At 72.7% G+C, this 24507-nt stretch carries 18 protein-coding genes; 11 read left to right on the top strand and 7 right to left on the bottom strand.

Annotated features, from left to right (window positions below; translation table 11 throughout):
* Window positions 1–3: 3 nt before the first annotated feature.
* Window positions 4–669, bottom strand: a complete 666-nt coding sequence (locus QCZ28_RS27725; protein WP_030337451.1) for a TrkA family potassium uptake protein — start codon at window positions 667–669, stop codon at window positions 4–6.
* A 164-nt stretch (window positions 670–833) separates the two neighbouring features.
* On the opposite strand from QCZ28_RS27725, the gene QCZ28_RS27720 reads away from it, so the two are divergent.
* From QCZ28_RS27720 to dxs, 3 genes are all read left to right on the top strand, one after another.
* Window positions 834–2921 carry an APC family permease gene (locus tag QCZ28_RS27720; RefSeq protein WP_279519389.1) on the top strand — a complete coding sequence of 696 codons (2088 nt, stop codon included), beginning with the start codon at window positions 834–836 and terminating at the stop codon, window positions 2919–2921.
* 55 nt (window positions 2922–2976) lie between these two features.
* A complete protein-coding gene (locus tag QCZ28_RS27715; protein WP_279519439.1) occupies window positions 2977–4203 on the top strand; it encodes a TRAM domain-containing protein in 1227 nt (408 codons plus the stop codon).
* A 138-nt stretch (window positions 4204–4341) separates the two neighbouring features.
* Window positions 4342–6288, top strand: a complete 1947-nt coding sequence (dxs, locus tag QCZ28_RS27710; protein ID WP_279519388.1) for a 1-deoxy-D-xylulose-5-phosphate synthase — start codon at window positions 4342–4344, stop codon at window positions 6286–6288.
* 178 nt (window positions 6289–6466) lie between these two features.
* On the opposite strand, the gene QCZ28_RS27705 is transcribed toward dxs, so the two are convergent.
* Entirely contained in the window at window positions 6467–7621 is a 1155-nt protein-coding gene (locus QCZ28_RS27705) for a hypothetical protein (protein ID WP_279519438.1), read from the bottom strand.
* 416 nt (window positions 7622–8037) lie between these two features.
* Between QCZ28_RS27705 and QCZ28_RS27700 the strand changes: the two genes are divergently transcribed.
* Both QCZ28_RS27700 and QCZ28_RS27695 read left to right on the top strand, forming a co-directional pair.
* Window positions 8038–9792, top strand: a complete 1755-nt coding sequence (locus tag QCZ28_RS27700; protein ID WP_279519437.1) for a hypothetical protein — start codon at window positions 8038–8040, stop codon at window positions 9790–9792.
* A complete protein-coding gene (locus QCZ28_RS27695) occupies window positions 9792–11582 on the top strand; it encodes a hypothetical protein (protein WP_279519387.1) in 1791 nt (596 codons plus the stop codon). Before QCZ28_RS27700 ends, QCZ28_RS27695 begins: the two co-directional genes overlap by 1 nt.
* Here the strand turns inward: QCZ28_RS27695 and QCZ28_RS27690 are convergent.
* Window positions 11579–13471 (bottom strand): hypothetical protein, encoded by a 1893-nt coding sequence (locus tag QCZ28_RS27690; RefSeq protein WP_279519436.1) that lies wholly within the window; start codon window positions 13469–13471, stop codon window positions 11579–11581. The two genes, QCZ28_RS27695 and QCZ28_RS27690, sit on opposite strands and share 4 nt — an antisense overlap.
* A gap of 103 nt (window positions 13472–13574) precedes the next feature.
* Here QCZ28_RS27690 and QCZ28_RS27685 point away from each other — a divergent pair, with 103 nt between their 5' ends.
* Together QCZ28_RS27685 and QCZ28_RS27680 are read left to right on the top strand one after the other, a co-directional pair.
* Complete coding sequence (locus QCZ28_RS27685) at window positions 13575–14630, top strand: hypothetical protein (protein WP_279519386.1); 1056 nt, start codon at window positions 13575–13577, stop codon at window positions 14628–14630.
* Window positions 14627–15904 carry a PQQ-binding-like beta-propeller repeat protein gene (locus QCZ28_RS27680; protein ID WP_279519385.1) on the top strand — a complete coding sequence of 426 codons (1278 nt, stop codon included), beginning with the start codon at window positions 14627–14629 and terminating at the stop codon, window positions 15902–15904. The genes QCZ28_RS27685 and QCZ28_RS27680 overlap by 4 nt, the downstream gene beginning before the upstream one ends.
* On the opposite strand, the gene QCZ28_RS27675 is transcribed toward QCZ28_RS27680, so the two are convergent.
* The gene (locus QCZ28_RS27675) at window positions 15905–17056 is read right to left on the bottom strand and encodes a peptidase C39 family protein (RefSeq protein ID WP_279519384.1); all 1152 of its coding nucleotides are present in this window, start codon (window positions 17054–17056) and stop codon (window positions 15905–15907) included.
* 142 nt (window positions 17057–17198) lie between these two features.
* On the opposite strand from QCZ28_RS27675, the gene QCZ28_RS27670 reads away from it, so the two are divergent.
* The 4 genes from QCZ28_RS27670 to QCZ28_RS27655 all read left to right on the top strand — a co-directional run bounded on the left by QCZ28_RS27670 (window position 17199) and on the right by QCZ28_RS27655 (window position 20031).
* On the top strand, window positions 17199–17867 hold the full coding sequence (locus QCZ28_RS27670; protein WP_139586209.1) for a response regulator transcription factor: 669 nt from the start codon (window positions 17199–17201) through the stop codon (window positions 17865–17867).
* Window positions 17864–19027, top strand: a complete 1164-nt coding sequence (locus QCZ28_RS27665) for a HAMP domain-containing sensor histidine kinase (RefSeq protein WP_279519383.1) — start codon at window positions 17864–17866, stop codon at window positions 19025–19027. Before QCZ28_RS27670 ends, QCZ28_RS27665 begins: the two co-directional genes overlap by 4 nt.
* Window positions 19028–19189: 162 nt before the next feature.
* The gene (locus tag QCZ28_RS27660; protein ID WP_279519382.1) at window positions 19190–19597 is read left to right on the top strand and encodes a VOC family protein; all 408 of its coding nucleotides are present in this window, start codon (window positions 19190–19192) and stop codon (window positions 19595–19597) included.
* On the top strand, window positions 19594–20031 hold the full coding sequence (locus QCZ28_RS27655) for a VOC family protein (protein WP_279519381.1): 438 nt from the start codon (window positions 19594–19596) through the stop codon (window positions 20029–20031). Before QCZ28_RS27660 ends, QCZ28_RS27655 begins: the two co-directional genes overlap by 4 nt.
* Before the next feature lie 65 nt (window positions 20032–20096).
* Here the strand turns inward: QCZ28_RS27655 and QCZ28_RS27650 are convergent, their stop codons facing one another.
* From QCZ28_RS27650 to QCZ28_RS27640, 3 genes are all read right to left on the bottom strand, one after another.
* Window positions 20097–20654, bottom strand: coding sequence for a hypothetical protein (locus QCZ28_RS27650; protein ID WP_279519380.1), 558 nt, complete (start codon window positions 20652–20654; stop codon window positions 20097–20099).
* A 506-nt stretch (window positions 20655–21160) separates the two neighbouring features.
* Window positions 21161–23221, bottom strand: a complete 2061-nt coding sequence (locus QCZ28_RS27645) for a 3-hydroxyacyl-CoA dehydrogenase NAD-binding domain-containing protein (protein ID WP_279519379.1) — start codon at window positions 23219–23221, stop codon at window positions 21161–21163.
* The gene (locus QCZ28_RS27640; RefSeq protein ID WP_279519378.1) at window positions 23218–24414 is read right to left on the bottom strand and encodes a thiolase family protein; all 1197 of its coding nucleotides are present in this window, start codon (window positions 24412–24414) and stop codon (window positions 23218–23220) included. Before QCZ28_RS27640 ends, QCZ28_RS27645 begins: the two co-directional genes overlap by 4 nt.
* Window positions 24415–24507 lie beyond the last annotated feature (93 nt).

The raw sequence follows: 24507 nt of genomic DNA, 5'->3' as shown, positions 1-24507 counted from the left end.
GGGTCAGTGCCCTCCTTCCGGCGCCGTCGCCGCCACCGACGTGACCGTCGCCACGATGTCGTCGCTGACCAGCATGAACACCTGGTCACCCTCCTGCAGGACGGTGGAGCCGGTGGGCAGCGTGCCGATGCCGAAGCGGATCAGGTAGGCCACCCGCGCTCCGGCCGCCTCCTCCAGGGTCCGCACCGGTCGACCGATCCAGTCCTTGTGCACCGGCACCTCGACGATCGACACGGTGCTCGTGGGGTCGCGGAAGATCTCCACGTTGCCCTCGGGCACCAGGTGTCGCAGCATCCGGTCCGCCGTCCACCGCACCGTCGCCACGGTGGGGATGCCCAGCCGCTCGTAGACCTGCGCCCGGCGCTGGTCGTAGATGCGGGCGGCGACCCGGGACACGCCGAACGTCTCGCGGGCCAGCCGGGCCGAGATGATGTTGGAGTTGTCGCCGCTCGACACCGCCGCGAAGGCGTCGGCGCGTTCGATGCCGGCCTGCCGGAGCACCTCGCCGTCGAAACCGGCCCCGGTCACCGTGATCCCGGCGAAGTCGGGGCCGAGCCGGCGGAAGGCGTCGGCGTCCTGGTCGATCACCGACACCGAGTGCCCTCGGGACTCCAGGCTGTGGGCGAGGGTCGACCCGACCCGACCACACCCCATGATCACGACGTGCACGCTGTCCCTCCCAAGGTGCGCACCACTCCCGCTGCCGGTGGCCTTCCGAGTGCGAGCCTGCCACGTCCCGGTCGCGAGCGGGGACCGACCGTACCCCGCCGTGCCGTCCGGCCGTGATCGCCCACCCCCGCGCCCCCGCCGTGGTGGTCGTACCCTTGGCGTTCGTGGCCAGTCCCACCTCGCTGCTGAAGCGGCTTCTGCTCGGTCGACCGTTCCGGTCCGACCGGCTGCAGCACACCCTCCTGCCGAAGCGCATCGCGCTGCCCGTCTTCGCCTCCGACGCGTTGTCGAGCGTCGCGTACGCGCCCGACGAGATCCTGCTGACCCTGTCCATCGCCGGTGCTTCCGCGTACGTCTTCTCGCCGTGGATCGCCCTGGCCGTGGTCGTGGTCATGCTCACCGTGGTGGCCAGCTACCGGCAGAACGTGCACGCCTACCCGTCCGGTGGCGGCGACTACGAGGTCGCCACCGTCAACCTGGGTCCGAAGTTCGGCGTGGGGGTGGCCAGCGCGTTGCTCGTCGACTACGTGCTGACGGTGGCGGTGTCGGTCTCCTCCGGGGTGGCCAACCTGGGCTCGGTGGTGCCGTTCGTGGCCACCCACAAGGTCCTGATCGCGGTGAGCGCGGTGATCCTGCTGAGCGCGGTCAACCTGCGCGGCCTGCGCGAGTCGGGCACCGCGTTCGCCATCCCCACCTACGGCTTCGTCATCGTGATGGGCGGGATGCTGCTCACCGGGCTGTTCCGCGTCTTCGTGCTGGGTGACGAACTCCGCGCGCCGAGCGCCGACCTGGTCATCCAGGCCGAGCACAGTGTGACCGGTTTCGCGCTCATCTTCCTGCTGCTGCGGACGTTCAGCTCGGGCGCCGCCGCGCTCACCGGCGTGGAGGCGATCTCCAACGGGGTGCCGGCGTTCAAGGCGCCGAAGAGCCGCAACGCCGCCACCACCCTGCTGCTGCTCGGCAGCATCTCGGTGAGCATGCTGGTCGGCATCATCTGGCTGGCCCGGCTGACCCACCTGCAGTTCGTCGAGGATCCGGGCCTGCAGATCGTCGCCGGCCCCGAGGGGTACGTGCAGAAGACGGTCACCACCCAGCTCGGCGAGACGGTCTTCGGGTCCGGGTCGATCCTGCTCTACGTGGTGGCCGGGATGACCGCCCTCATCCTGTTCCTGGCCGCCAACACCGCGTTCAACGGGTTCCCGGTGCTCGGCTCGATCCTCGCCCAGGACCGCTACCTGCCCCGGCAGTTCCACACCCGGGGCGACCGGTTGGCGTTCTCCAACGGCATCGTCTTCCTGGCCCTCTTCGCGATCGTGCTGATCGTCGGCTTCCAGGCCGAGGTGACCCGACTCATCCAGCTCTACATCGTCGGGGTGTTCGTCTCGTTCACCGTCTCCCAGGCCGGCATGATCCGGCACTGGAACCGGCACCTGCGTACCGAGCGGGACCCGGAGGCGCGCCGCCGGATGCACCGGTCGCGGGCCATCAACACGTTCGGCGCGGGCCTGACCGGCGCGGTGCTGGTGATCGTCCTGATCACCAAGTTCCTGCTCGGCGCGTGGATCGCGATCGCCGCGATGGCGGTGATCTACGTGTTGATGCTGGCCATCCGCCGGCACTACGACCGGATCGCCGTGGAGCTGACGCCGCCGGATGAGGGCCGGGCCGTGCTGCCCGCCCGCAACCACGCGATCGTGCTGGTCAGCAAGCTGCACCAGCCGACGCTGCGGGCCATCGCCTACGCCCGCGCCACCCGACCGGACACGTTGACCGCGGTGACCGTCAACGTGGACGAGTCGGACACCCGGGACCTGCAGGCCGAGTGGGAGCGCCGGGAGATGGCCATCCCGCTCACCGTGATCGACTCGCCGTACCGGGAGATCACCCGTCCGATCCTGGACTTCGTCGCCTCCACCCGCCGCAAGTCGCCCCGGGACGTGGTCACCGTGTTCATTCCGGAGTACGTGGTCGGCCGGTGGTGGGAGAACCTGCTGCACAACCAGAGCGCACTGCGCCTCAAGGGCCGGCTGCTCTTCGAACCGGGGGTGATGGTGGTCAGCGTGCCGTGGCAGCTCGCGTCGACGGCGAGCAAGAACCTGGACCGGCTGGACGCCACACTGTCCCGGACCCCGGCGCGCGGGCCGCGCAGCGCCGTCCCGCCACCGGTCGCCGTGCCGCCGGTGGTCGCCGCGCCGTCCGGCGAGGGTGAACAGCGCGGAGGTAGTGCGACGAGGGGGAACACCAGTGACTGAGCCGGGCAGTCGGACCGCGACACCTCGGACGCCGTCGGCGTCGGACTCCTCGGCCCTGGAGCAGGGCCTGGCCGAGACGGACCGGGTCGAGCTGACCGTCGACGCGGTCGCCCCGGGCGGGCACTGTGTGGCCCGGGTGGACGGGCAGGTGGTCTTCGTCCGGCACGCGCTGCCCGGTGAACGGGTCATCGCCGAGGTCACCGAGGTGCACAAGGGGTTCGTCCGGGCCGACGCGGTGACAGTGCTGGACCCCTCACCCGACCGGGTCGAGCCACCCTGCCCGTACGCGAAGCCGGGCGCCTGCGGTGGCTGCGACCTGCAACACGTCGCCCCGGCCGCACAGTTGGCCTGGAAGACGGCCGTGGTGCGCGAACAGCTGGTCCGCCTCGGCGGGCTGACCGACGGCGAACTGGACCGGCTCGGCGTCCGGGTCGAGGCGCTGCCCGGCGGGCTGCTCGGTTGGCGCTCGCGGGTCCGTTACGCGGTCGACGGCGCGGACCGGGCCGGACTGCTCAAGCACCGCTCGCACGAGGTGGTGCCGATCGACAGGTGCCGGATCGCCCACCCGGCCATCCAGGAGCTGCCGGTGCTCACCCCCACCGGCGCGCGCTGGCCGGCCGCCGAGGCGGTGGAGACCGTCGCCAGCACCGGCGGGGACGTGACAGTCACCGAGCTGCGCGACGGGGTGCCCACCCCGGTCAGTGGCCCGACCGAGGTCCGCGAGGTCGCCGCCGGACGGGACTGGACGCTGCCCGCGTCCGCGTTCTGGCAGGTGCACCCGGCCGCGGCGGACACCCTCGCCGCCGCGGTGCTGGAGATGCTGGACCCGCAGCCGGGTGAGACCGCCTGGGACCTCTACGGCGGTGCGGGGCTGTTCGCCGCCGGGCTGGCCGCACGGGTCGGCGCGACCGGGCGGGTGACGCTTGTCGAAGCGGCGGCGCAGGGTGTCGCCGCCGCCCGGGAGAACCTCGCCGACCTGCCCACCGTCGAGGTGGTCGCGGCCCGGGTGGAGACCGCGCTGGCCCGCCGACGGATCACCGGCCCGGTCGACGTGGTGGTGCTCGACCCGCCGCGCTCCGGGGCCGGCGCCCCGGTGGTCCGCGCCCTGGCCGCCGCCGGCCCACGGGCGGTCGCGTACGTGGCCTGCGACCCGGCGGCGTTCGCCCGGGACGTGCGCACCTTCGCCGACCTCGGGTGGCGGCTGGCGGCGCTGCGGGGCTTCGACCTCTTCCCGATGACCCAGCACGTCGAGCAGGTCGGGCTGCTGCTCCCGCCGGCCTGAGCGGGAGTGTCACCGGCCGCCCGAGGGGCGCCGGCCGGCGCCTGACCGGTTGCTCAGCCGTCAACTCCCCGCCCGGCCCGGGTGGCCGGGGCTCGGGCCGAGCTGCGGAGTGCCGGGCGGCCGATAGACTCTCCGGTCATGAGTGTTGAAGAGGACACGGCCAACCACGGCCGGCTGCTGGGGACGGTTCGCGGTCCGCAGGACGTCAAGCGGATGTCCGGCGAGGAGCTGGACGTCCTCGCCGCCGAGATCCGGGACTTCCTGATCACCAAGGTGTCCCGTACCGGCGGGCACGTCGGGCCCAACCTCGGTGTGGTCGAGCTGACGCTCGCCATGCATCGCGTCTTCGACTCCCCCCGGGACCGGCTCCTGTTCGACACCGGCCACCAGGCGTACGTACACAAGATCCTCACCGGGCGTCAGGCCGGCTTCGACAAGCTCCGCCAGCGCGGTGGCCTCTCCGGCTACCCCAGCCAGGCCGAGAGTGAGCACGACCTCATCGAGAACTCGCACGCCTCCACCGCGCTCTCCTACGCCGACGGCCTGGCCAAGGCGTACGCCCTGCGGGGCGAGGCGCGCAGCGTGGTGGCGGTCGTCGGCGACGGCGCGCTGACCGGCGGCATGTGCTGGGAGGCGCTGAACAACATCGCCACCGCCGGCAACTCGCTGGTCATCGTGGTCAACGACAACGGCCGGTCGTACTCGCCGACCATCGGCGGCCTGGCCGACCACCTCTCCTCACTGCGCCTCAACCCGGGCTACGAGAAGGTCCTCGACACCGTCAAGGACGCCCTCGGCTCCACCCCGCTGGTCGGCAAGCCCATGTACGAGGTGCTGCACGCCGTCAAGAAGGGCATCAAGGACGCGGTCGCCCCGCAGGCCATGTTCGAGGACCTCGGCATCAAGTACGTGGGCCCGGTGGACGGGCACGACGTGGCGGCGGTCGAGGCGGCGCTGCGCGCGGCCAAGAACTTCGGCGGCCCGGTGATCGTGCACGCCGTCACCCGCAAGGGCTACGGCTACCGCCCGGCCGAGGAGGACGAGGCGGACTGCCTGCACGGCCCCGGCGGCGCCTTCGACGTGGAGACCGGCGCGCTGCTGGCCGCCCCGGCGGTGAAGTGGACGCACGTCTTCGCCGACGAGCTGCTCGCCGTCGCCGACGAACGTCCGGACGTGGTGGGCATCACCGCCGCGATGGCCGAGCCGACCGGCATCGCCAAGCTGGCCCGCAAGTACCCCGAGCGGGTGTACGACGTGGGCATCGCCGAGCAGCACGCCGCCACCTCGGCGGCCGGGTTGGCGCTCGGCGGCCTGCACCCGGTGGTCGCGGTCTACGCCACCTTCCTCAACCGCGCCTTCGACCAGGTCCTGCTGGACGTGGCGATGCACAAGCTCCCGGTGACCTTCGTGCTGGACCGGGCGGGCATCACCGGCCCGGACGGCCCCAGCCACTACGGCATCTGGGACATGTCGGTCTTCGGGGTGGTGCCGGGGCTGCGGATCGCCGCACCCCGCGACGCCGCCACCCTGCGCGAGGAGCTGCGCGAGGCGCTGGCCGTCGACGACGGCCCGACAGTGGTGCGGTTCCCGACCGGCACCGTCGCCGCGGACCTGCCGGCGCTGCGCCGGGTCGGCCCGGTCGACGTGCTGGCCGAGTCTGCCCGTACCGACGTGCTGCTCGTCGCCGTCGGCTCCTTCGGCCAGCTGGGCATGGAGGTGGCCGCCCGGGTCGCCGAGCACGGCTACGGGGTCACCGTCGTCGACCCGCGTTGGGTGCGTCCGGTCCCGGCGGAGCTGGTCGACCTGGCCGCCCGCCACCGGCTCGTGGTCAGCGTCGAGGACGGCGTCCGGGTCGGAGGTGTGGGCGACGCGCTCGCCCAGGCGATGCGGGACGCCGACGTCCGGGTGCCGCTCAAGGACCTGGGTGTGCCGGCCGAGTGGCACCCGCACGGCACCCGCGCGCAGATCCTCGCCGACCTGGGCCTGACCGCCCAGGACGTGGCCCGTGACGTCACCGGCTGGATCTCCAGCCTGGACGCCACCCCGGACCGCCTCACCGCCAGCGACGCGGCCGCACAGAACTGACCCGCACGCACGAGAGGACGGGCGCCCCTTTGGGGGCGCCCGTCGTCGCGCGTGCCCCGCTCCGCCCACCCTCGTCGATCAAGGACTTATGGTGGGCGATGATTGGTCGTTCGCGCCTTTTGCCGGGCACCACAACTCCGTGATCGACCGGGTCAGGCGGGGGCGGGGGGCGGCGCTGTCAGCGGGGGGAGATTGAGCGGTAGTGGGTTTTGTCGTTGTTGGCGAGGCTGTAGGTCTGGGAGCGCGACGGGGTCGGGATGACCGCCAGACCGGGGCGCTCGACCAGCAGGGGAGTGCCCGGCGGGACGGACAGGGAGCTGTCCCGGGTGGGCCGCCAGCTCAACACCACCAGCGGCTGGCCGGGCACCGGCAGTTGGTACGCCTGCAACGGGGTGGCCCGGTCGGCGGGTGAGGCGACGGCTGCGCTCCCGTCGGCCGGTCGGTAGATCACCGCCGTCATCGCGCCGGCGTCGGTGTCCCAGCTGAGCTGCTGCAACTCGGCCGCCTCGCCGCCGCCGAGAGCGATTTCGCCGAGCGAGCGCACGGTGAGCTTCGCCATCGGCCAGGAGGTCGGCACCGAGCGTGGGGCGTCCCGGTCGCCGATCCGGCGCGGGATGCTGCCGAACGGGCCCCGGTCGCCGGCCAGCGCGCAGGTGTCCAGGCCGGTGAGCGCCCGCCGGCCGGTGCCGGACTCGTCGCGGACCAGCGGGTAACGGGGATCGACGGTGCCGGTGCCCAGGTCGAGCAGCCGGTCGGCGGCCCGCCCACGGGGCAGCGACTCCGTGGTGCGCAGGGTCGCGGTCACGCCGACGGCAGTGCAGGACGGCACGTCGACCGGTGCGCTGAGGCCGTCCGCGATGGTCAACGCCCGGTCCTTCGGCCCGAGGAGGGTCTGCACCCGCGCCGAGACCAGGTAGCGCCGGCCGCCGGCAGTCTGCACCGGCAGCACGTCGGAGTAGACGAGGTAACCGGGGTCGGTGTACTCGGTGGCCCGGGTGACCTCGTACCGGTCGCCTCCGCCAGTCAGTTGCAGCAGCCAGGAGGCACTTTCGCCGGGCACGTCGGCGGCCACCAGCGCCACCGGGGCGCCGTCGACGCGACCCGAGAAGAGGATGCCGGACGAGGGCAGGTGCGCGCGGTCGTCGGCCGGCGACCGCCAGTCCCGCACGGCGGCGGTGACCGCCGCGGTCGCCCCGGCGTCACCGGAGAGGTCCCCGCGGGGCGGCCACACCGTCAGCGCGCCGTCCAGGCTGTCGTACCCGACCCGCAGGTCCTGCGGCTTCCGCTCGGCCACCGGACCGCAGGCCGTGCTTGCCAGCAGCGCGCTCAGCAGGACGGGAAGCGCCCTGCCGTACCGACGGCCTGGAGTCACCTGGCCCGCCCCCGATCGCCTCGCCGTCGCTGTCGGAAAGCGCCATAGTACGAGATGTCCGGTGCGGTGCCTCAGGTGGCCGTCACCCGATCCGCCACAATGGACACCACCGGGGCTTTAGGGCGTTTTGGTTGCTCCGGTAGACTCCGCCGACTGTGACGCCTGCCGAGTCCCGCGCCCTGCCCGCGCCGCACACGGAGGCGGCAGCCGACTCCGCCGACCTGGTGAGTTACCGCACACCTGTCGGCCGCTTGACCGGTCCGCCCGCGCTGACCGCCCCGACCACGGACCCGGCGCAGACCCCGGCATCGCCCGCGCCCGAAACACGGGCAGCGCCCGAAGCGCCGGCCGAGCCCGAGGCGCCGGCCGGGGGCGCGGTGCCGACCCGGGTGCGGTGGACCCGGCGGCGGCAGCACCTGGCGGTGGGCGGGCTGTTTCTGCTCGCCGCGCTCTGGGTGACCAGCCGGATCTGGCTGGACCCGTCCGGTCGGGTGGCCTCGCTCTACACCGGTGACCCGGCCCAGGTGCAGTTCTTCCTCGCCCACTCGGTACGCGTGGTGCTGCACGGCGAGTACCCGTTCTACACCGAGCAGTTCAACTACCCCGACGGCGTCAACCTGATGGCCAACACGGCGGTGCTGGCGCTGGGCATCCCGATGGTCCCGGTGACGCTGCTCTTCGGACCGGCGGTCTCCTTCGTGGTGCTGGTCACGCTCGGCCTCGCCGGCACCGCCATGGCCTGGTACCTGATGCTCTCCCGCCACCTGGTGCGCACCCCGCTGGCGGCGGCGGTCGGCGGCTGGTTCTGCGGGTTCTCGCCGGCGATGCTCTCGCACGCCAGCTGGCACCCGAACATCATCAGTCAGTTCCTGTTGCCGTTCATCGTGTGGCGGGTGCTGGTGCTCACCCGCTCCGGTAGGCCGGTTCGCGACGGGGCGCTGCTCGCCGTCCTGGTCACCATCCAGGCGTTCATCAACGAGGAGATCCTGCTCTTCACGGCACTGGCCTGCGGTGTCTTCCTGCTGGCGGTGCTCGCCCAGGAGCCGGCCCGGTGGCGGACGGCGTGGCGGCCGCTGGGCGCCGGTGTGCTGACCTGTGCGCTGCTGGCCGGGGCGCTGCTGGCGTACCCGCTCTACGTGCAGTTCGCCGGGCCGATGGCCTACCACGGGCTCAGCGACGCGGTGCAGGACTACGGCAACGACATCGCCGCCTTCTTCGCCCCCGGCTCGCCCACCCTCGGCGGCAACCAGCGAGCCAACGCCAATCTGGCGCCGAACTACTCCGAGGAGAACGCCTTCTTCGGCTGGAGCCTGTCGATGCTCGCCATCGGCATCGTGGTCTGGCTGCGCCGGGAGCTGATCGTCAGGGCGCTCGCGGTGACCGGCCTGTTCTTCGCCGTGCTCTCCCTCGGCGAGCGGGTCTCCTGGTGGGACCGGGAGCTGATCACCGGGCCGTGGGAGTGGTTGGTCCACCTGCCGCTGCTCGACGCGGTGGTGCCGACCCGGTTCGGTCTGATCACCAGCGTGGTGATCGGTCTGCTGCTCGCGCTCGCCGTCGAGCGGGCCTGGGCGCTGCGCCCGGCCGACCGCCGTACCGTCCGCGTGCTCACCGCCGCGGGCCTGGCCTTCGCGCTGCTGCCGATCGCACCGATGCCGCTGCGGATGGTCTCCCGGCCCCCGGTGCCAGACTTCATCACCGCCGATCGTTGGCGGGCGTACGTCGGGCCGGACCAGACGCTGGTGCCGATCCCGGTGCCCAGCATGGGCAACACGCACGGCATGCGCTGGGCGGCGGCCACCAACCTCGACTTCAAGATCCCCGGCGGTTACTTCCTCGCGCCCCGCAACGGCAACACCGGTGACCCGGGCCGGTTCGGCGGTCGTCCCAGCGGGGTGGGCCAGATGCTGGAGGAGGTGGCGACCACCGGGCGTACGCCCAAGCTCGACGACCGGCAGCGTCGGCGCTTCACCGACGAGTTGCGGCACTGGCGGGCGGCGATCCTGGTGCTGCCGGTGCGGCAGCAGAACGCCGAGCCGCTGCGGCGGACGGTCGAGGAGCTGGTCGGCCCGGGCCGCCAGGAGTTGGATGTCTGGGTCTGGGACGTCCGGGCGATCAGCGACCGTTCGGTCTGATGACCGCCGGGACGACGTCCCCGAACCCCCTGCCGCCGGCGACGGTCGGCACGTCCCGTCCGGCCTGGCCGCGAGACGCGCTGGTGGTGGCCGGCTATCTGGGCCTCGCGGTTCTGGCGACCAGCGGGCAGTGGGGTCACCCGTGGCGGTTGTTCCACCAGGCGGGTGACCAGATCCTCTTCGAGTGGATGTTGGCCCACGCGGCCCATGCGGTGGTCGCGGGGGAGAATCCGCTCTTCAGTACGGGGTTGAACGCGCCCGACGGGGTGAACCTGATGGCGAACACCTCGGTGCTCGGCCTGGGCGTCCCGCTCACCCCGGTCACACTGCTCCTCGGCTCGCAGGTGGCGTTCTGCGTGGCGGTCGTCTGCTGCCTCGCGGGGACGGCCGTCGCCTGGTACGTGCTGCTGCGCCGTCGGCTGGTCGACACCCGGGCCGCGGCTGCGGTGGGCGGGCTGATCTGCGGCTTCGCCCCGGGCATGGTCGCTCAGGCGGGCGCCCACCTGCACATCGCCGCGCAGTTCCTGGTGCCGCCGATCCTCGCCCTGGTGTTCCGACCCGCCTCGGGCGTCGCACGGGACGACGTGTGGCGTCCCGGCGTCGGCCTCGGGTTGCTGCTCGTCTGGCAGGTCTTCATCGGCGAGGAGGTGCTGGTCTTCCTGGTGCTCGCGGCCGGCGTCTTCGCGCTGGCGTACGCGCTCGCCGACCGGGTTGCCGCGCGGCGGCACGCGCCGGCCCTCTTCGGTCGGCTCGCGGTGGCGGCCGGCGTGGCGGCGGTGCCGCTGGCGTACCCGCTGTGGTTCCAGTTCCACGGCCCGCAGCACTACACCGGGATGGCGTTCGCCACGCAGGGCTTCCAGCTGGACGTCGCCTCGTTCACCGCGTCGGCCCGGCAGACCGTGCTGGGCGACGACTGGCTGCCGGGGCTGCTCTCGCCGAACCCGACCGAGGAGAACTCGTTCTTCGGCCCGGGGCTGCTGGTGCTCGCCGTGGTGATCGTGATCTGGTTGTGGCGACGGGCACTGGTGCGGGCGTTGGCCGGCTGCGGCGTGGTCTTCGCCCTGCTCTCGCTCGGGACGACGGTGCGGTTGAACGGCAACGCCACAGGCCTTCCGGGGCCGTACCGACTGGTCGCGGAGCTGCCGCTGCTCGACCTCGCGGTGCCGGCCCGGTTCGCGCTGGTCTGCGTACCGGTGCTGGGTGTGCTGGTGGCGCTCTCAGTGGACCGGGTCCGCGCCGCGCACCCGGCGACCGCGCCGGGATCGCCGGTACGGCTTTTGTGGGCCGGGGCGGTGGCCGCCGCGCTGCTGCCCCTGACGCCGACGCCGATCCGGGTGGTGCCGGTCGCGCCGGTGCCGGCGTTCGTCGCCGACGGCGACTGGCGTGCGCTGGTGCCGCCCGGCCGGACGGTGGTCGCGGTGCCGCCGGTCACCGGCGCCGGGCGCAGCCCGGTGATGCTCTGGTCGGCCCGTACCGGTCTGGCGTTCCCCGCGCCCGGTGGCTACTTCATCGGCCCCAGCGGCCCGGACGACCCGACGGCCCGCTGGGGCGCGCCGGACCGGCCCACCTCGGTGCTGCTGCGCCGGGTGGCCGAGACCGGCGCGGTGCCGCCGCTCAGCGACGCCGACCGTCGACAGGCCATCGAGGACCTGCGGCACTGGCGGGCGGCAGTGGTCGTGCTCGGTCAGCTGGAGCACGGCGACCCGGTCCGCCGGACTGTCGACGACCTGCTCGGCCCGGGTCGGCCGGTCGACGGCGGGTGGGTGTGGGACGTGCGGGAGCGCGTCTAACCCACCAGCGGGCGGACGTCCCAGACCCAGACGTCGTCGACCCGCTGCGGCGGCCCGATCAGGCCGGTGACCAGCTCGCGGAGCACCGACTCGCGCGGGTGCGCCCCGAGCACCACCACCGACGCCCGCCAGAACCGCAGGTCCTCGATGGCCTGGCGGCGGTTCTCGTCGGTCAGCGCCGGAACCGCGTCCTTGTCCATGGTGGAGTAGATGAGCGAGCTGGTCGGCCGGTTCGGCGCGCCGAAGACCCCCTCACCCAGCTCATTCGGGCCGATGAAGTAGCCGCCCGGGACAGCGAACTCCTGCCCGGTCAGCGCGCTCCAGCGCAGCGTCGGCAGACCGTGCACGTTGCTCGGGATCGGCACCGGCACCAGGGTCCGGCCCGCCGGCACGTACGGCCGCCAGCCGCCCGCGCTGATGAAGTGCGGCGGCGGGTCGATCTGCTGGGCGGGCAGCGGCCGGGGGAAGAGCGGCAGCACGGCGAGGGCGACCGCCGCGTACCCCACCGGGCGCAGCCACCGACGGCGCGCGGCGGCCGGCGCGGCCGGCTCGTTGTCGGACGCCGCGGGGGCCGCGTCGCCCGCGCGCTGGGCCGGCACCCTCGGCCGGTCGGCCACCGGGCGTCCCTGCCGGTACGCGGCCTCCCAGGTCAACGCGAGCAGGACGCCCACCGCGGCGGCGACCACCAGCGTCAACCGGGTCGGCATCATCATCTCGACCAGCGGCAGGTCGTCCGACACGTACGACCACGGGCCGCGGATGTCGGTCTCCACACCGTTGAAGCGCACCCACGGCCCGATCGCGGCCACGCTGAACACCACGATGAGCACCGCGACGATCCGCGCGGCCAGCGACCGGCGCACCAGCAGCACCAGAGCCACCAGCGAGAGCAGCACCAGCGGCCAACCGAACCAGGTGTTCTGCTCGGTCAGGCCGATGGTCTTCTCCACCTCCGGGTTGCCGGCCCAGGTGTCCCGGGCGAAGGTGACGAAGGCGACCAGGTCCTCGCCCCAGTTGTGGAACACGCCGCCCTGCAGGCCCCGGTAGGACTGCGGGCCGTTGAACTGGAACCAGATCGGGTACGCGGTGAGCACCAGGGCCAGCCCACCGGCGACGCCGAGCCCGGCCAGGAACGTGCCGGCGGCGGCCCGGGTGGCCCGCGGCCGTTGCACGGCGTACGCCAGCACGATGACCAGGCAGGCCAGCGCGGTGAGCAGCAGCATCTCCTCGTTGATGAAGATCTGGTACGCCACCAGCGCCCCGAGCATCAGCCCGTTGCGCCGCCACCGGCCCGGCTCGGCCAGGGTGAGCACCCGCACCACGATCAGTGGGAGCAGGAAGTTGGACACGAAGTTCGGTTGGCCGTTGGCGTGGTGGATGATGCCCGGCGCGAAGCCGAGGAACGCGCCGCCGACGAACGCCGCCGCCCGGGAACGCACCAGGTGGCGGGAGAGCATCCAGTACCCGGTGCCGGCGGTGGCCGCCAGCGCCGCACCCAGATAGAGCGCGTACATCACCTGGGGGCCGAGCAGCATGGTCAGCGGGGCCAGCGGCAGTGTCACCCCGAGCAGTGAGGTGTTGGCCATCATGTTCACCCCGTCCGGGGCGTTCTGCTGGGCCGTGAAGAGCGGGTTCTCCAGGTGGCGCACCGAGTACGCGCCGTGCGCGAACAACCACTCGAACCAGCTGTGATCGGTGGGCAGGTGCGAGGACACCCGGCCGTTGACGTCACCCCAGTAGTTGAGGCAGACGAAGACGCCCAGCAGCACATAGGCTCCGAGGGCCAACAGGTCGGTTCGGGCCGGACGGCGCCGAGGCCGCCGTGTCGGCTCCACCTCGGCCGGGTCGGCGTCGGTCAGGGGATTCAGCGAAGGGTCTACCACCGGCACAGCCACGACGCGCCATCGTACAGGCGGGGTTCCGTCGCTTTTGCCGGGCCGGTGCGCTGACGGTCGGTTTGCCGGACGGTGATTCGTCGGCCAGCCTTACCTGGTGACGGAAGGACGGTCGTTGTCGATCATCGAGCTGGGCGAGATTCGGGACGAGCCCACGTCGGCGTCGTCGGTCCGCGGCACGCGTGCCGCCGCTCGCCCGCTGCACGGCGCGGCGGTGCTGCTGCTCAGCCTGGTGGTGCTGGCCGCCGCCGCCCCGTGGGCGCAGCGCACGGTGAGTGTGGTGCCGGCGTCCCGGACGGCCACGGCGTATCTGGCCGCGGAGAGCGTCTTCGTGGTCGATCCGCCGATACCCGACGGTGAGCGGTACCTGAGCGCGTACGCCCGGCCGGCACCGGCCGGCGCCGCCGTGCGACGGCGGTGGCAGGCGCCGCTGGCCCGCACCGGTGACTACCTCGACGTCCGCACCGAGCGGGGGTTGGTGTTGGCCACCGCGGTCAGCGCCCCGAACCGGGTGTTCCAGACCACCGCCTTCGACGCCGCGACCGGCCGGCAACGCTGGCAGCATCCGGGGTCGCTGCAACCGACAGCGGACGGCGGCCTGCTGCTGACCGACCCTCGGGAGGACGGGTCGGGCGCGGTGAGCGGGGTGGCGCCCGACACCGGCCGGGTGCTCTGGTCGGTGCCGATTCCGCCGGCTGCCAACCCCACCTACCACCACGACCCGGCGGGCCGGGTCGACCGCTTCGTGCTCCTGCAACCGACCGGCGAGGTGCAGGTGCACGACGCCGGCAGCGGCCACCTGTTGCGCAGCGTCGACACGCTGCCCGGTGACCGGTCGGCGTACCAGCGGGTGCAGGTCGTCAACGAGCTGCTGCTGCTCGTCCCGCCCGGCAGCACCCGGCTGGTGAGCTTCGCGCTGGCCGACCTGGGCGGGTGGAGCCTGATGCCCGTGCTCGACGCGGACGACCCGCTGGTCGGCGTACGGCGGGGCGACGACGGTCGGATGGTCGTCGCCGAACTCGACCTGGTGGCCGGCCGAGCGCGGATCGTCGACGTGCTGCCCGGCATCGCCGGCAGCTGCCAGGCGTCCCTGCCGGTGCTGCTCTGCCAGCGCCTGGACGGCACGACCGCCCTGTGGAGGTTGACGCGGTGAGCGACTCGGTGATCGACCTCGGCGTACTGCGGCACGACCCGGACCCGGACCCGCTGCCCCGCCCGCCCCGCGCCCACGGTCGCACGTTGCGCTGCGCGCTGGTCGTGCTGCTCGCCCTGGTCACGCTCGCCGCCGGCGCGGTGACGCCGTCGCGCCCGGCCCCGGTGACCCTGCCGGCCAGGCCCGGATCCGACGTCATGATCGATGGTGACCTCCTGCTGGTGATGGAGCCGACGAGCCCGAGGCGGCAGGGGCGGCTGGCCGCGTACCGGCTGCCCGACGGCGAGCCGGTCTGGCACGTGCAGCTGTCGGCGGAGGCCCGGTACTGGGGGATGACGTCGCTGAACGGGATGCTGCTGACCACCGGGTACGAGATCGGCCCGGAGGGTCGGGAGACCCGCACCATCGCCCTGGACCGGGCGACCGGGGCGTACCGCTGGCAGCAGCCGGGCACCGTCACCAAGCTGACCGACGGCAATCTGCTGCTGCGCAGCGGCGGCGAGACCGAACCATCCAGTGTGCGCGTGATCGATCCGTGCTGCGGCACGGTGCGCTGGCAGCTGTCGGGCGTCACCGCCGACGTGACAGTGCGGGGCGACGAGCGCGGAGTGGACCGGGTGGTGCTCAACCAGTTGGACGGGCCGGTCGAGGTACGCGACGCGATCACCGGGACGGTGCTGGCCCGCGCCGACCTGCGCCCGCCCGACCGTGGTCCGATCGGACTGGACCTGATAAACGACCTGCTGCTCGCCGTCGACAGGGGCTCGGGCGCGGTCACCGCGTACGGACTGGACCGGCTCGACCAACGCTGGACCCGCACCCGGGTCAACGTGGACTTCACGCTGGACTGTGGCCCCGTCCTGTGCCTGCGCACCGGCAACAACGAGCTGCAGGCGCTCGACCCGGCGACCGGCGAGGTGCGCTGGCGCAGCAGCCGGTGGGGGTGGGCCTGGCCGACCGACGGCCGGCTGATGGCCAACATCAGCGGTATCGGGCCGCTGGAGCAGTACATCGTGCTCGACGCGCTGACCGGCCGGCAGCTGGCCGACCTGGGCCGGTGGGAGCTGTACCAACTCGGTGTCGGCCGGCTGGTCGGCATCCGCCGGCATCCCGACGGTGGGGTGCTGGTCGGCGAGTTGGACGTCGGCGCCGCGAAGACGCGGGTCGTGGACGTGCTGCCCCGTGCCACCGGGGACTGTCAGGCGGTCACCGGTTACCTGGTGTGCAGTGTCGCCGCGCCCGGCTCGTACCAGCTCTGGAAACTGGCCGACTGATCACCAGTTGGCCTGGGCCGGCGGCGGGGGCAGCGGCACCGACGCGGGTCGCAGCACGTACGCCACCCCGCCGCTGCCGTGTTGCCAGACCGCCTCGAACCCCTGTCGAGGCACGGTACGGCGGACCGCGTCGTCGTCCGGGGCGTACGGGTCGTTGAGCACCGGGTCACCGTCGGCGGTGAAGCCGACCAGCACCATCAGGTGCCCTCCGGTGTCGTACCCGAGCCCCGGCACCTCGCCGGCCCGGAACGCGGCGGAGACGATCAGGGGGATGCCGGCGGCGATGAACGCCTCCGCCTCGACCAGCGACCGCAGCCGGGTGACGAACGCGTCCACCCCGTGCAGACCGGCGTACGCGGTGTTGAACGGCCAGTTCCCGGCCCCGGCGTACGCGTGGTCGTAGCAGTGTCGGGCGGCGTGCACCACCACCGGTCGGGGACCGGACGGCCGCACCCAGGCGTAGTGGTCCGGTGTCGGCTCCGCGCCCCAGTAGGCGAGCACCATCGACGTGCAGGTGGGGCTGCACCAGGAGTCGCCGCCGCCACCCCACTGCGGGTACTGGCCGGCGTGCAGCCGCTGCGAGTAGCGGGGCACGTCCAGCACGATCCCACGCCCGGCGGTCGAAGTGGCCTCCCGCTCGTGCCACCGGTCGGTCGAGGTCGGCCCGGTGGCGACCGCGCCGACGCTGCGCAGCACCGGGCCGGTCGGGCTGCCGGCGGGCCGGCACAAGGTCACCCGCGCCTGCCAACCGGTGACCGTCGCCCCGGTCACGATCAGGGTGTCGGTGTCGACCCGGGCGACGCTGTCACGCTGGCCGGGCACCGAGGTGCGCCGTACCGTGTGGTCGCCGGCGGCCCAGCGGGCCAGCCGGTACCAGTCGGTGCTGGGCGCGTCGTCGTGCCAACCGCGCAGGTCGACCTCGATCCAACAGCCGTCCGGGGTGTCCGCCGTCCAGGACGGCACCACCTCGGCGACGGCGAAGCCGACCGGTACCGGCGGCGACGTCCAGCTGCCCCGCTGGTCACCGCCGTCGAGGGTGAGGCCCCGATCACCGGCGCGCAGGCCGTCGCCGCTGCCGCTGGCCGTGTCGGCCGGCAGGTGGAAACCCCGGTAGGCGATGTCCCGCCGGATGGTCGGTGCCGCAGTGGTCATGCCAGGTCCGTCCGTCGCTCGGTGCCGCCGGCCAGCATCGCGTACGCGGCGGTGGCCCGCAACGCCGACCGGTGCCCACGGCGGGGGACGATGGTTGCCGGGCGGCACTAGGTTGTCGGTGGTCAGCAGCGAGGAGGCCGGGATGCGGGTACTGGTGGTCGAGGACGAGCGCAACCTCGCCGACGCGATCGCGCGCGGGTTACGCAAGCGGGGGATGGCCGTCGACGTGGCGTACGACGGTGACGCCGGCCACGAGGCCGCTTTCGTCACCCGGTACGACGTGGTGGTGCTCGACCGCGACCTGCCCGGCGTGCACGGCGACCAGATCTGCGCGGACCTGGCGGCCTCCGGTGCGCTGACCCGGGTGCTGATGCTCACCGCGAGTGGCACGGTGGCCGACCGGGTGGAGGGGTTGCAGCTCGGCGCGGACGACTACCTGCCCAAGCCGTTCGCCTTCGACGAGTTGGTCGCCCGGGTGCAGGCGCTGGGTCGGCGGGCCACCCCGGCGGCGCCGCCGGTGCTCGAACTGGCCGACCTGGTGCTCGACCCGGCCCGCCGGGTGGCCACCCGCGCCGGAGTGCCGGTGGACCTCACCAACAAGGAGTTCGGGGTGCTCAGTGAGCTGCTCAAGGCGCGCGGCGCGGTGGTCTCCAGTGAGGAGTTGCTGGAACGGGTCTGGGACGCCAACACCGACCCGTTCACCACCATCGTCCGGGTCACCGTGATGACGCTGCGCAAGAAGCTCGGCGACCCGCCGCTGATCGAGACGGTGGTCGGCGCCGGCTACCGCACCGCCGAGGTAAGTGCATGAGTCGCCGGTTGCGGCCCACCCTGCGGTTGCGGTTGACGGTGCTCAACGGGGTGCTGCTGATCGGCGCCGGAGCGATCCTGGTGCTGTTGGCGTGGCTCCTGGTCCGCGACGCGCTGCGCCCCACCGACGAGTTGGTGCCCGGCACGACAGTGCTGCTCTCCGACGGCCGGGAGTTGGACGCCGGCGAGTGGCAGCGGCAGTTGGTCGACGCCGCCTCGGGGGAGTTGCTGGCCAAGGGTCTGGTGGCGTTGTTGGCGATCAGCGTGGTCGGGGTGGCCGGGGCGTACGCGGTGGCGGGTCGGGCGCTGCGCCCCCTGCACCAGGTCACCGCGACCGCGCAACGGCTCGGTGAGGCGACCCTGGACCAGCGGATCGGTTACTCGGGCGCCGACGACGAGGTGGCCGAGCTGGCGAAGACGTTCGACGACATGCTGGACCGGATCGCGTCCGCGTTCGAGGCGCAGAAACGTTTCGTGGCGAACGCCTCGCACGAGCTGCGTACCCCGCTCGCCGTGATGCGCACCGAGATCGACGTGACGCTCAGCGACGACGAGGCGGACGCCGCCGAGTACCGGCGGATGGCGACTGTGGTCCGGGACGCCTCCGAGCGGGCCAACAGCCTGGTGGACGCGCTGCTGGTGCTGGCGCGCAGCGAGGCGCAGGCCGGCCGGCGGCTGGGTCGGCGAACGGAGTGCGACCTCGCCGCCGGCACCGCCAACGCCCTGTCGGCGATGCGCCGCGAGGTGGAACGGATCGGTCTGCGGGTGCAGACGTCGCTGAAGCCCGCGCCGGTCGTCGGCGACCCCGGCCTGCTGGACCGGCTGGCCGGCAACCTCATCGAGAACGCGGTCCGCTACAACCACCTGCACGGCCGGCTCTGGGTGCGCACCGGCACCGACGGCGAACGGTCCTGGTTGGTGGTGGGCAACACCGGCTTCGAGGTGGACCAGGCCGACGTTCCGGGGCTGTTCGAGCCGTTCCGACGCGGTGGCCGGGAACGCACCGGCGCCCGCGGGTCCGGTCTGGGGCTGTCCATTGTCCGGGCGGTCTGCGACGCGCACGGCGGCACCGTACGGGTGGTCGCGCAGAGCGGCGGTGGTCTGGAGGTGACGGTGACGCTGCCGTCGGCGGACGCCCCGGCGGTGCCCGCCGCCGGCTGAACGGGGTTGCGCGCGACGCTCACCCGCTGGCAAGATCACCGCGTCAGCTCAGAGAGTGAAGGGGGGTGCGTCGATGTCCACCAGTCAAGGCTCCGCACCTCTGGTCTTCGCAGGCTGACCCCGGGCGGCGGAGCGTCCTCATCCGAACATGGAGGACCACCCGTGTATCCACGGATCCGCAACATCAGTTTCGATTGTCACGACACGTACGCCCTGGCCGGCTTCTGGTCGGCGGTGCTCGGTTACGCCCGGTACGACGAGGACGCCCCCGGTGATCCGGAGGCGGCCCTGGTGCCGCCGGGCGGCACCACCCCCCACCTGTTCTTCCAGGAGGTGCCGGAGGACAAGGTGACCAAGAACCGGGTCCACATCTGCCTGGAACCGGTCGACCGGACCCGGGACGAGGAAGTCGAGCGGGTGCTCGGCCTCGGGGCCACGATGGTCGCCGACCGACGGCTTGCCGACGGAACGGGCTGGGCGGTGCTCGCCGACCCGGAGGGGAACGAGTTCTGCGTGCTCCGCAGCGCCGGCGAACGTGTCACCACCACCACTGTGGAGGACCACCAGTGAGCTCGACGATCCACAACATCAGCATCGACTGTTCCGACACGTACGCGCTGGCCGGCTTCTGGGCGCAGGTGTTCGACTGCCCCCGGCAGCCCGACGACTTCCCCGGTGACCCGGAGGCGATGCTCCTGCCGCCGGGCGGCCCGGAGGTGCTGTTCATCGCCGTGCCCGAGGGCAAGACGGTGAAGAACCGGCTGCACCTTGACCTGCAACCCGCCGACCGGACCCGCGCCGAGGAGGTCGAGCGGCTGCTCGGTATCGGCGCGACGCTCGTCGCCGACCGGGTCAGCCTGACCGGCGGTGGTTGGGTGGTGCTCGCCGACCCGGAGGGCAACGAGTTCTGTGTGCTCGGCAACGCGGCCGAGCGGGCGGCGGCGGCAGCGGCGCGGGCCGCGGCGGCAGCGCTGGCCGCGACGGAGGTCGCCGATCCGGCCTGACAGTCGACGTACGGCGTGGGCCCCGGTCACCGCGAGGGTGGCCGGGGCCCACTGTCTCGTACGGCTCAGGACTGTTGCTCGACCTGGCCCCGGATCGCTGTGAACTCGGCCTTGGCCTGGTCGGCGGACGTGAAGTACATCACCACCATGCCCAGGCTGCCCCGGTCGGCCCAGACGCAGATGCCCAACGGCACGGTCTCGGTGTTCCCGTCGCCGCAGCGCGCCTCACCGCCGAGCGGGCGGGCGTCGACGCCCGTCATCTCGTTGACGGTCAGCTGCTTGGACAGCCCGTCGACGTAGGCGTCGAGTTCCTTCTTCGGGTCCGCCAGCAGCCCGGACATGCCCGCGATCATCACGAGGTCCTGCTTGGTCGGGTCGCCGTAGAAGGCCGCGACGGTGCTCGTCTCGTTCCCCGCCGCCGTCTTCATCCCGCTGACCGCCTGGTCGGCGGCCGCCTGCAGCTCCGGGTTGGTGAGCTTCGGCCGGCCGGCGAGGGTGGCCGGCGCGACCACCCGGGTCTTGCTGGCGTCCACCACGGCACCCACGTCGTCCTTGACGACGAGCCAGATGATCGCCGCGCCGCCGAGGCAGAGCACCAGCACCACGGCCAGCACGATCAGCACGATCTTGCCGACGTTGGACTTCTTCGCCGGGGGCGGGCCGCCGGCCAGGTTCGGGTCGCCGTACGGCTGGCCCGGCTGCGCTGGCGGGAACCCACCGGGCTGCGCTGGCGGGAACCCACCCGGCTGTGCGGGCGGGAAGCCCTGCTGTGCGGGCGGGAACCCACCGGGCTGTGCGGGCGGGAACCCACCGGGCTGTGCGGAGGGGAACCCACCGGGCTGCTGCGGCTGTCCCTGCTGCTGCGGCGGCGGCCAACCGCCAGACTGCTGGCCCGGCTGCTGCGACGGGTCGGGGGAATCGTGCGGCGGGCCGTAGGGATTGGCCGGCGGCTGGGACGTCAGTCAGCTCCAAGATGGGGGTGCGAAACGGGTGATCTTAACCCGCTGCGGAGCCCGCCATTGACCCTGCGCAGACCCCCGTCCGACGGTCCGCTGATCACAAACGGTCGCGGTGGCCGGCCCGTCCACGAGGGACGGTCCGACCACCGCGATGGTGGTACTGCGATCGGTCAGGCCGGCAGGCTCGCCGCGCCGCGCGGCAGGAACCGCTGCCCGGTGACCCGCTCGGAGGTGCCGGTCCGGTCCAGGTACGGCGTGACGCCGCCCAGGTGGAACGGCCAACCGGCGCCAAGGATCATGCACAGGTCGATGTCCTGCGCCTCGGCGACCACGCCCTCGTCCAGCATCAGCCGGATCTCCTGCGCGAGCGCGTCGAGCGCGTTCTGCCGTACCTGCTCTGCGGTCAGCGGCTGGTCACCGACCACGAGCAGCTTGGCGACGTCCTCGTTGACCTGGTCGTCGACGACGATCGGCTGACCCGAGTCGGCGATCCGCTTGAGGTTCTCGCTGACCCCGAACCGGTCCGGGTACGCGGCGTGCAGGGTGCCGCCCACGTGGTACGCGACGGCCGGCCCGACCAGCTGGAGCAGGGCGAGCGGGCGCATCGGCAGGCCCAGCGGGTCGAGTGCGCTGTTCGCCACGTCCAGCGGGGTGCCCTGGTCCACGGCGGCGAACACGGTGCCCAGGAAGCGGGTGAGCAGCCGGTTCACCACGAACGCCGGGGCGTCCTTGACCAGCACGCTCGACTTCTTCAGCTGCTTGCCGACCGCGAACGCGGTGGCCAGGGTGGCGTCGTCGGTGCGCTCACCCCGGACGATCTCCAGCAGCGGCAGCACCGCCACCGGGTTGAAGAAGTGGAAGCCGACCACCCGCTCCGGGTGCTCCAGCTCCGCGGCCATTTCGGTGATCGACAGCGAGCTGGTGTTGGTGGCGAGCACCGCCTCCGGGGAGACGATCTTCTCCAGCTCGGCCCAGACCTGCTTCTTGACGCCCAGGTCCTCGAAGACCGCCTCGATGACGAAGTCGGCATCCGCGAAGGAACTCTTGTCGACAGTGCCGCTGACCAGGCCGTACAGCTTCGCGGCGGTGTTCTTGTCCATCCGGCCCTTGGTGACGGCCTTCTCGATCTGGGTGTGCACGTAGCCGACGCCCTTGTCCACCCGGGACTGGTCGAGGTCGGTCATCACCACCGGCACCTGGAGGCGGCGGGCGAACAGCAACGCCAGCTGGCTGGCCATCAGACCGGCACCGACGATGCCGACCTTGGTGACCGTGCGGGCCAGACCCTTGTCCGGTGCGCCGGCCGGGCGCTTGGCCCGCCGCTGCACCAGGTCGAACGCGTACAGGCCGCTGCGCAGCTCCTCGGAGAAGACCAGGTCCGCGAGGGCCTCGTCCTCTGCGGCGGTGCCGGTGGCGAAGTCGGCGTCCTTCGCCGTCTCCAGCAGGTCCAGCGCCTTGTACGCGGCCGGGACGGCGCCGTGCAGCCGCTGGTTCAGCGTCTCCCGGGCGAAGTAGAGCACGCCCGCCCACATGTCCTTGTCGACCTCGGGCCGGGTCACGGTGACCTGACCCCGGACCACGCCGGCCGCCCACTCCAGGGACCGCTCCAGGAAGTCCGCCGGCTCCAACAGGATGTCCGCGATGCCCAGCTCGGCGGCCTGCTTCGGCTTGAGCATCTTGTTCTGCATCAGCGGGTTCTGGATGATCACCTGGGTGGCGGCGGGGATGCCGATCAGGTTCGGCAGCAGCTGGGTGCCGCCCCAGCCGGGCACCAGACCGAGGGAGACCTCGGGCAGCGCGAGGGCCGCCGCACCGCCGGAGAGCGTCCGGTAGTGGCAGTGCAGCGCCAGCTCCAGGCCGCCGCCCATCGCCGCGCCGTTGACGAACGCGAACGTGGGGACGGTGCTGTCCTTGAGCCGGGCGAAGACCCGGTGGCCGAGCCGGCCGATCTCCAGCGCCTGCGCGCGGTCGGCGAGCTGCGGCAGGCCGACGATGTCCGCGCCCACGCAGAAGATGTACGGCTTGCCGGTGACCGCGATGAACGCCGGGTCGGCGGCGAGCGCGGCGGTGATCGCCTCGTCCAGGCTGGCCAGCCCACCCGGCCCGAAGGTGTTCGGCTTGGTGTGGTCGAAGCCGTTGTCGAGCGTGATCAGGGCGGCCGGCCGGTCCAGCCCCGGTACGTTCACCTGGCGCAGCAGCGCCCTGGTGACGACCTCGTTCGGTGCCTTCACTTGTCGCCACCTTCCCAGTTCGGGTTCTCCCAGATGACAGTGCCGCCCATGCCGATGCCGATGCACATCGCCGTGAGGCCGTAGCGGACCTCGGGGTGCTCGGCGAACTGGCGGGCCAGCTGCGTCATCAGCCGCACGCCGGAGGAGGCGAGGGGGTGGCCGATGGCGATCGCGCCGCCCCACGGGTTGACCCGCGCGTCGTCGTCGGCAATGCCGAAGTGGTCGAGGAAGGCGAGCACCTGCACGGCGAACGCCTCGTTCAGCTCGAACAGGCCGATGTCGTCGATGGTGAGCCCGGCGAGGCGCAGCGCCTTCTCCGTCGACGGGATCGGGCCGACACCCATCACCTCCGGCTCGACGCCGACGAACCCGAACGACACCAGCCGCATGGCGACCGGCAGGCCCAGCTCGCGGGCGGTGGCCTCGTCGGCCAGCAGGCTCGCGGTGGCGCCGTCGTTGAGGCCGGCCGCGTTGCCCGCGGTGACCTTGCCGTGCGGGCGGAACGGGGTCTTCAGGGTGGCCAGCTTCTCCAGCGAGGTGTCCCGGGGGGCTTCGTCCACGGTGGCGAGACCCCAGCCGCCCTCGGCGTCGCGGATCGACATCGGGACCAGGTCGTCCTGGAGCTTGCCGTTGGCGTACGCCTTGGCGGTCTTCTGCTGCGAGGCGAGCGCGAACGCGTCGGTGCGCGCCTTGGTGATGTGCGGGACCAGGTCGTGCAGGTTCTCCGCGGTGGCGCCCATGACGAGCGCGGACGGGTCGACGAGCTTCTCCGCGACGATGCGCGGGTTGGGGTCGACGCCCTCACCCATCGGGTGGCGGCCCATGTGCTCCACGCCACCGGCGATGGCGACGTCGTACGCGCCCATGGCGATGCCGCTGGCCACGGTGGTGACGGCGGTCATCGCGCCAGCGCACATCCGGTCGATGGCGAAGCCGGGGACGGTCTTGGGCAGCCCGGACAGCAGGGCGGCGGTGCGGCCGATGGTGAGGCCCTGGTCGCCGATCTGGGTGGTGGCCGCGATGGCGACCTCCTCGACCCGCTCCGGGGGCAGCTGCGGGTTGCGACGCAGCAGTTCCCGGATGCAGCGGATCACCAGGTCGTCGGCGCGGGTGTTGGCGTACATGCCACCCGCCTTGCCGAACGGGGTACGGACGCCGTCGACGAAGACGACGTCGCGAACTTCACGGGGCACTTGAGCCTCCTAGCCGAGGGGCACGTTGCCCCGATGCTACTCGTCAGTAACCAACCCCGCCCGCACCCCCCCGCTGTGGCCCACCCCACACCC

The organism is Micromonospora sp. DH14 (genome assembly GCF_029809455.1).
In the GTDB taxonomy this organism is placed as follows: Bacteria; Actinomycetota; Actinomycetes; order Mycobacteriales; family Micromonosporaceae; genus Micromonospora; species Micromonospora parva.
This window is presented reverse-complemented; position numbering and strand designations above follow the sequence as displayed.

What these genes read in the sequence shown, in the direction of transcription:
- QCZ28_RS27665 (WP_279519383.1), top strand. Translation starts at nt 17,864, where the DNA reads ATGAGTCGCCGGTTGCGGCCCACCCTGCGGTTGCGGTTGACGGTGCTC.
- QCZ28_RS27675 (WP_279519384.1), bottom strand. Translation starts at nt 17,056, where the DNA reads ATGACCACTGCGGCACCGACCATCCGGCGGGACATCGCCTACCGGGGT.
- QCZ28_RS27695 (WP_279519387.1), top strand. Translation starts at nt 9,792, where the DNA reads ATGACCGCCGGGACGACGTCCCCGAACCCCCTGCCGCCGGCGACGGTC.
- QCZ28_RS27670 (WP_139586209.1), top strand. Translation starts at nt 17,199, where the DNA reads ATGCGGGTACTGGTGGTCGAGGACGAGCGCAACCTCGCCGACGCGATC.
- dxs (WP_279519388.1), top strand. Translation starts at nt 4,342, where the DNA reads ATGAGTGTTGAAGAGGACACGGCCAACCACGGCCGGCTGCTGGGGACG.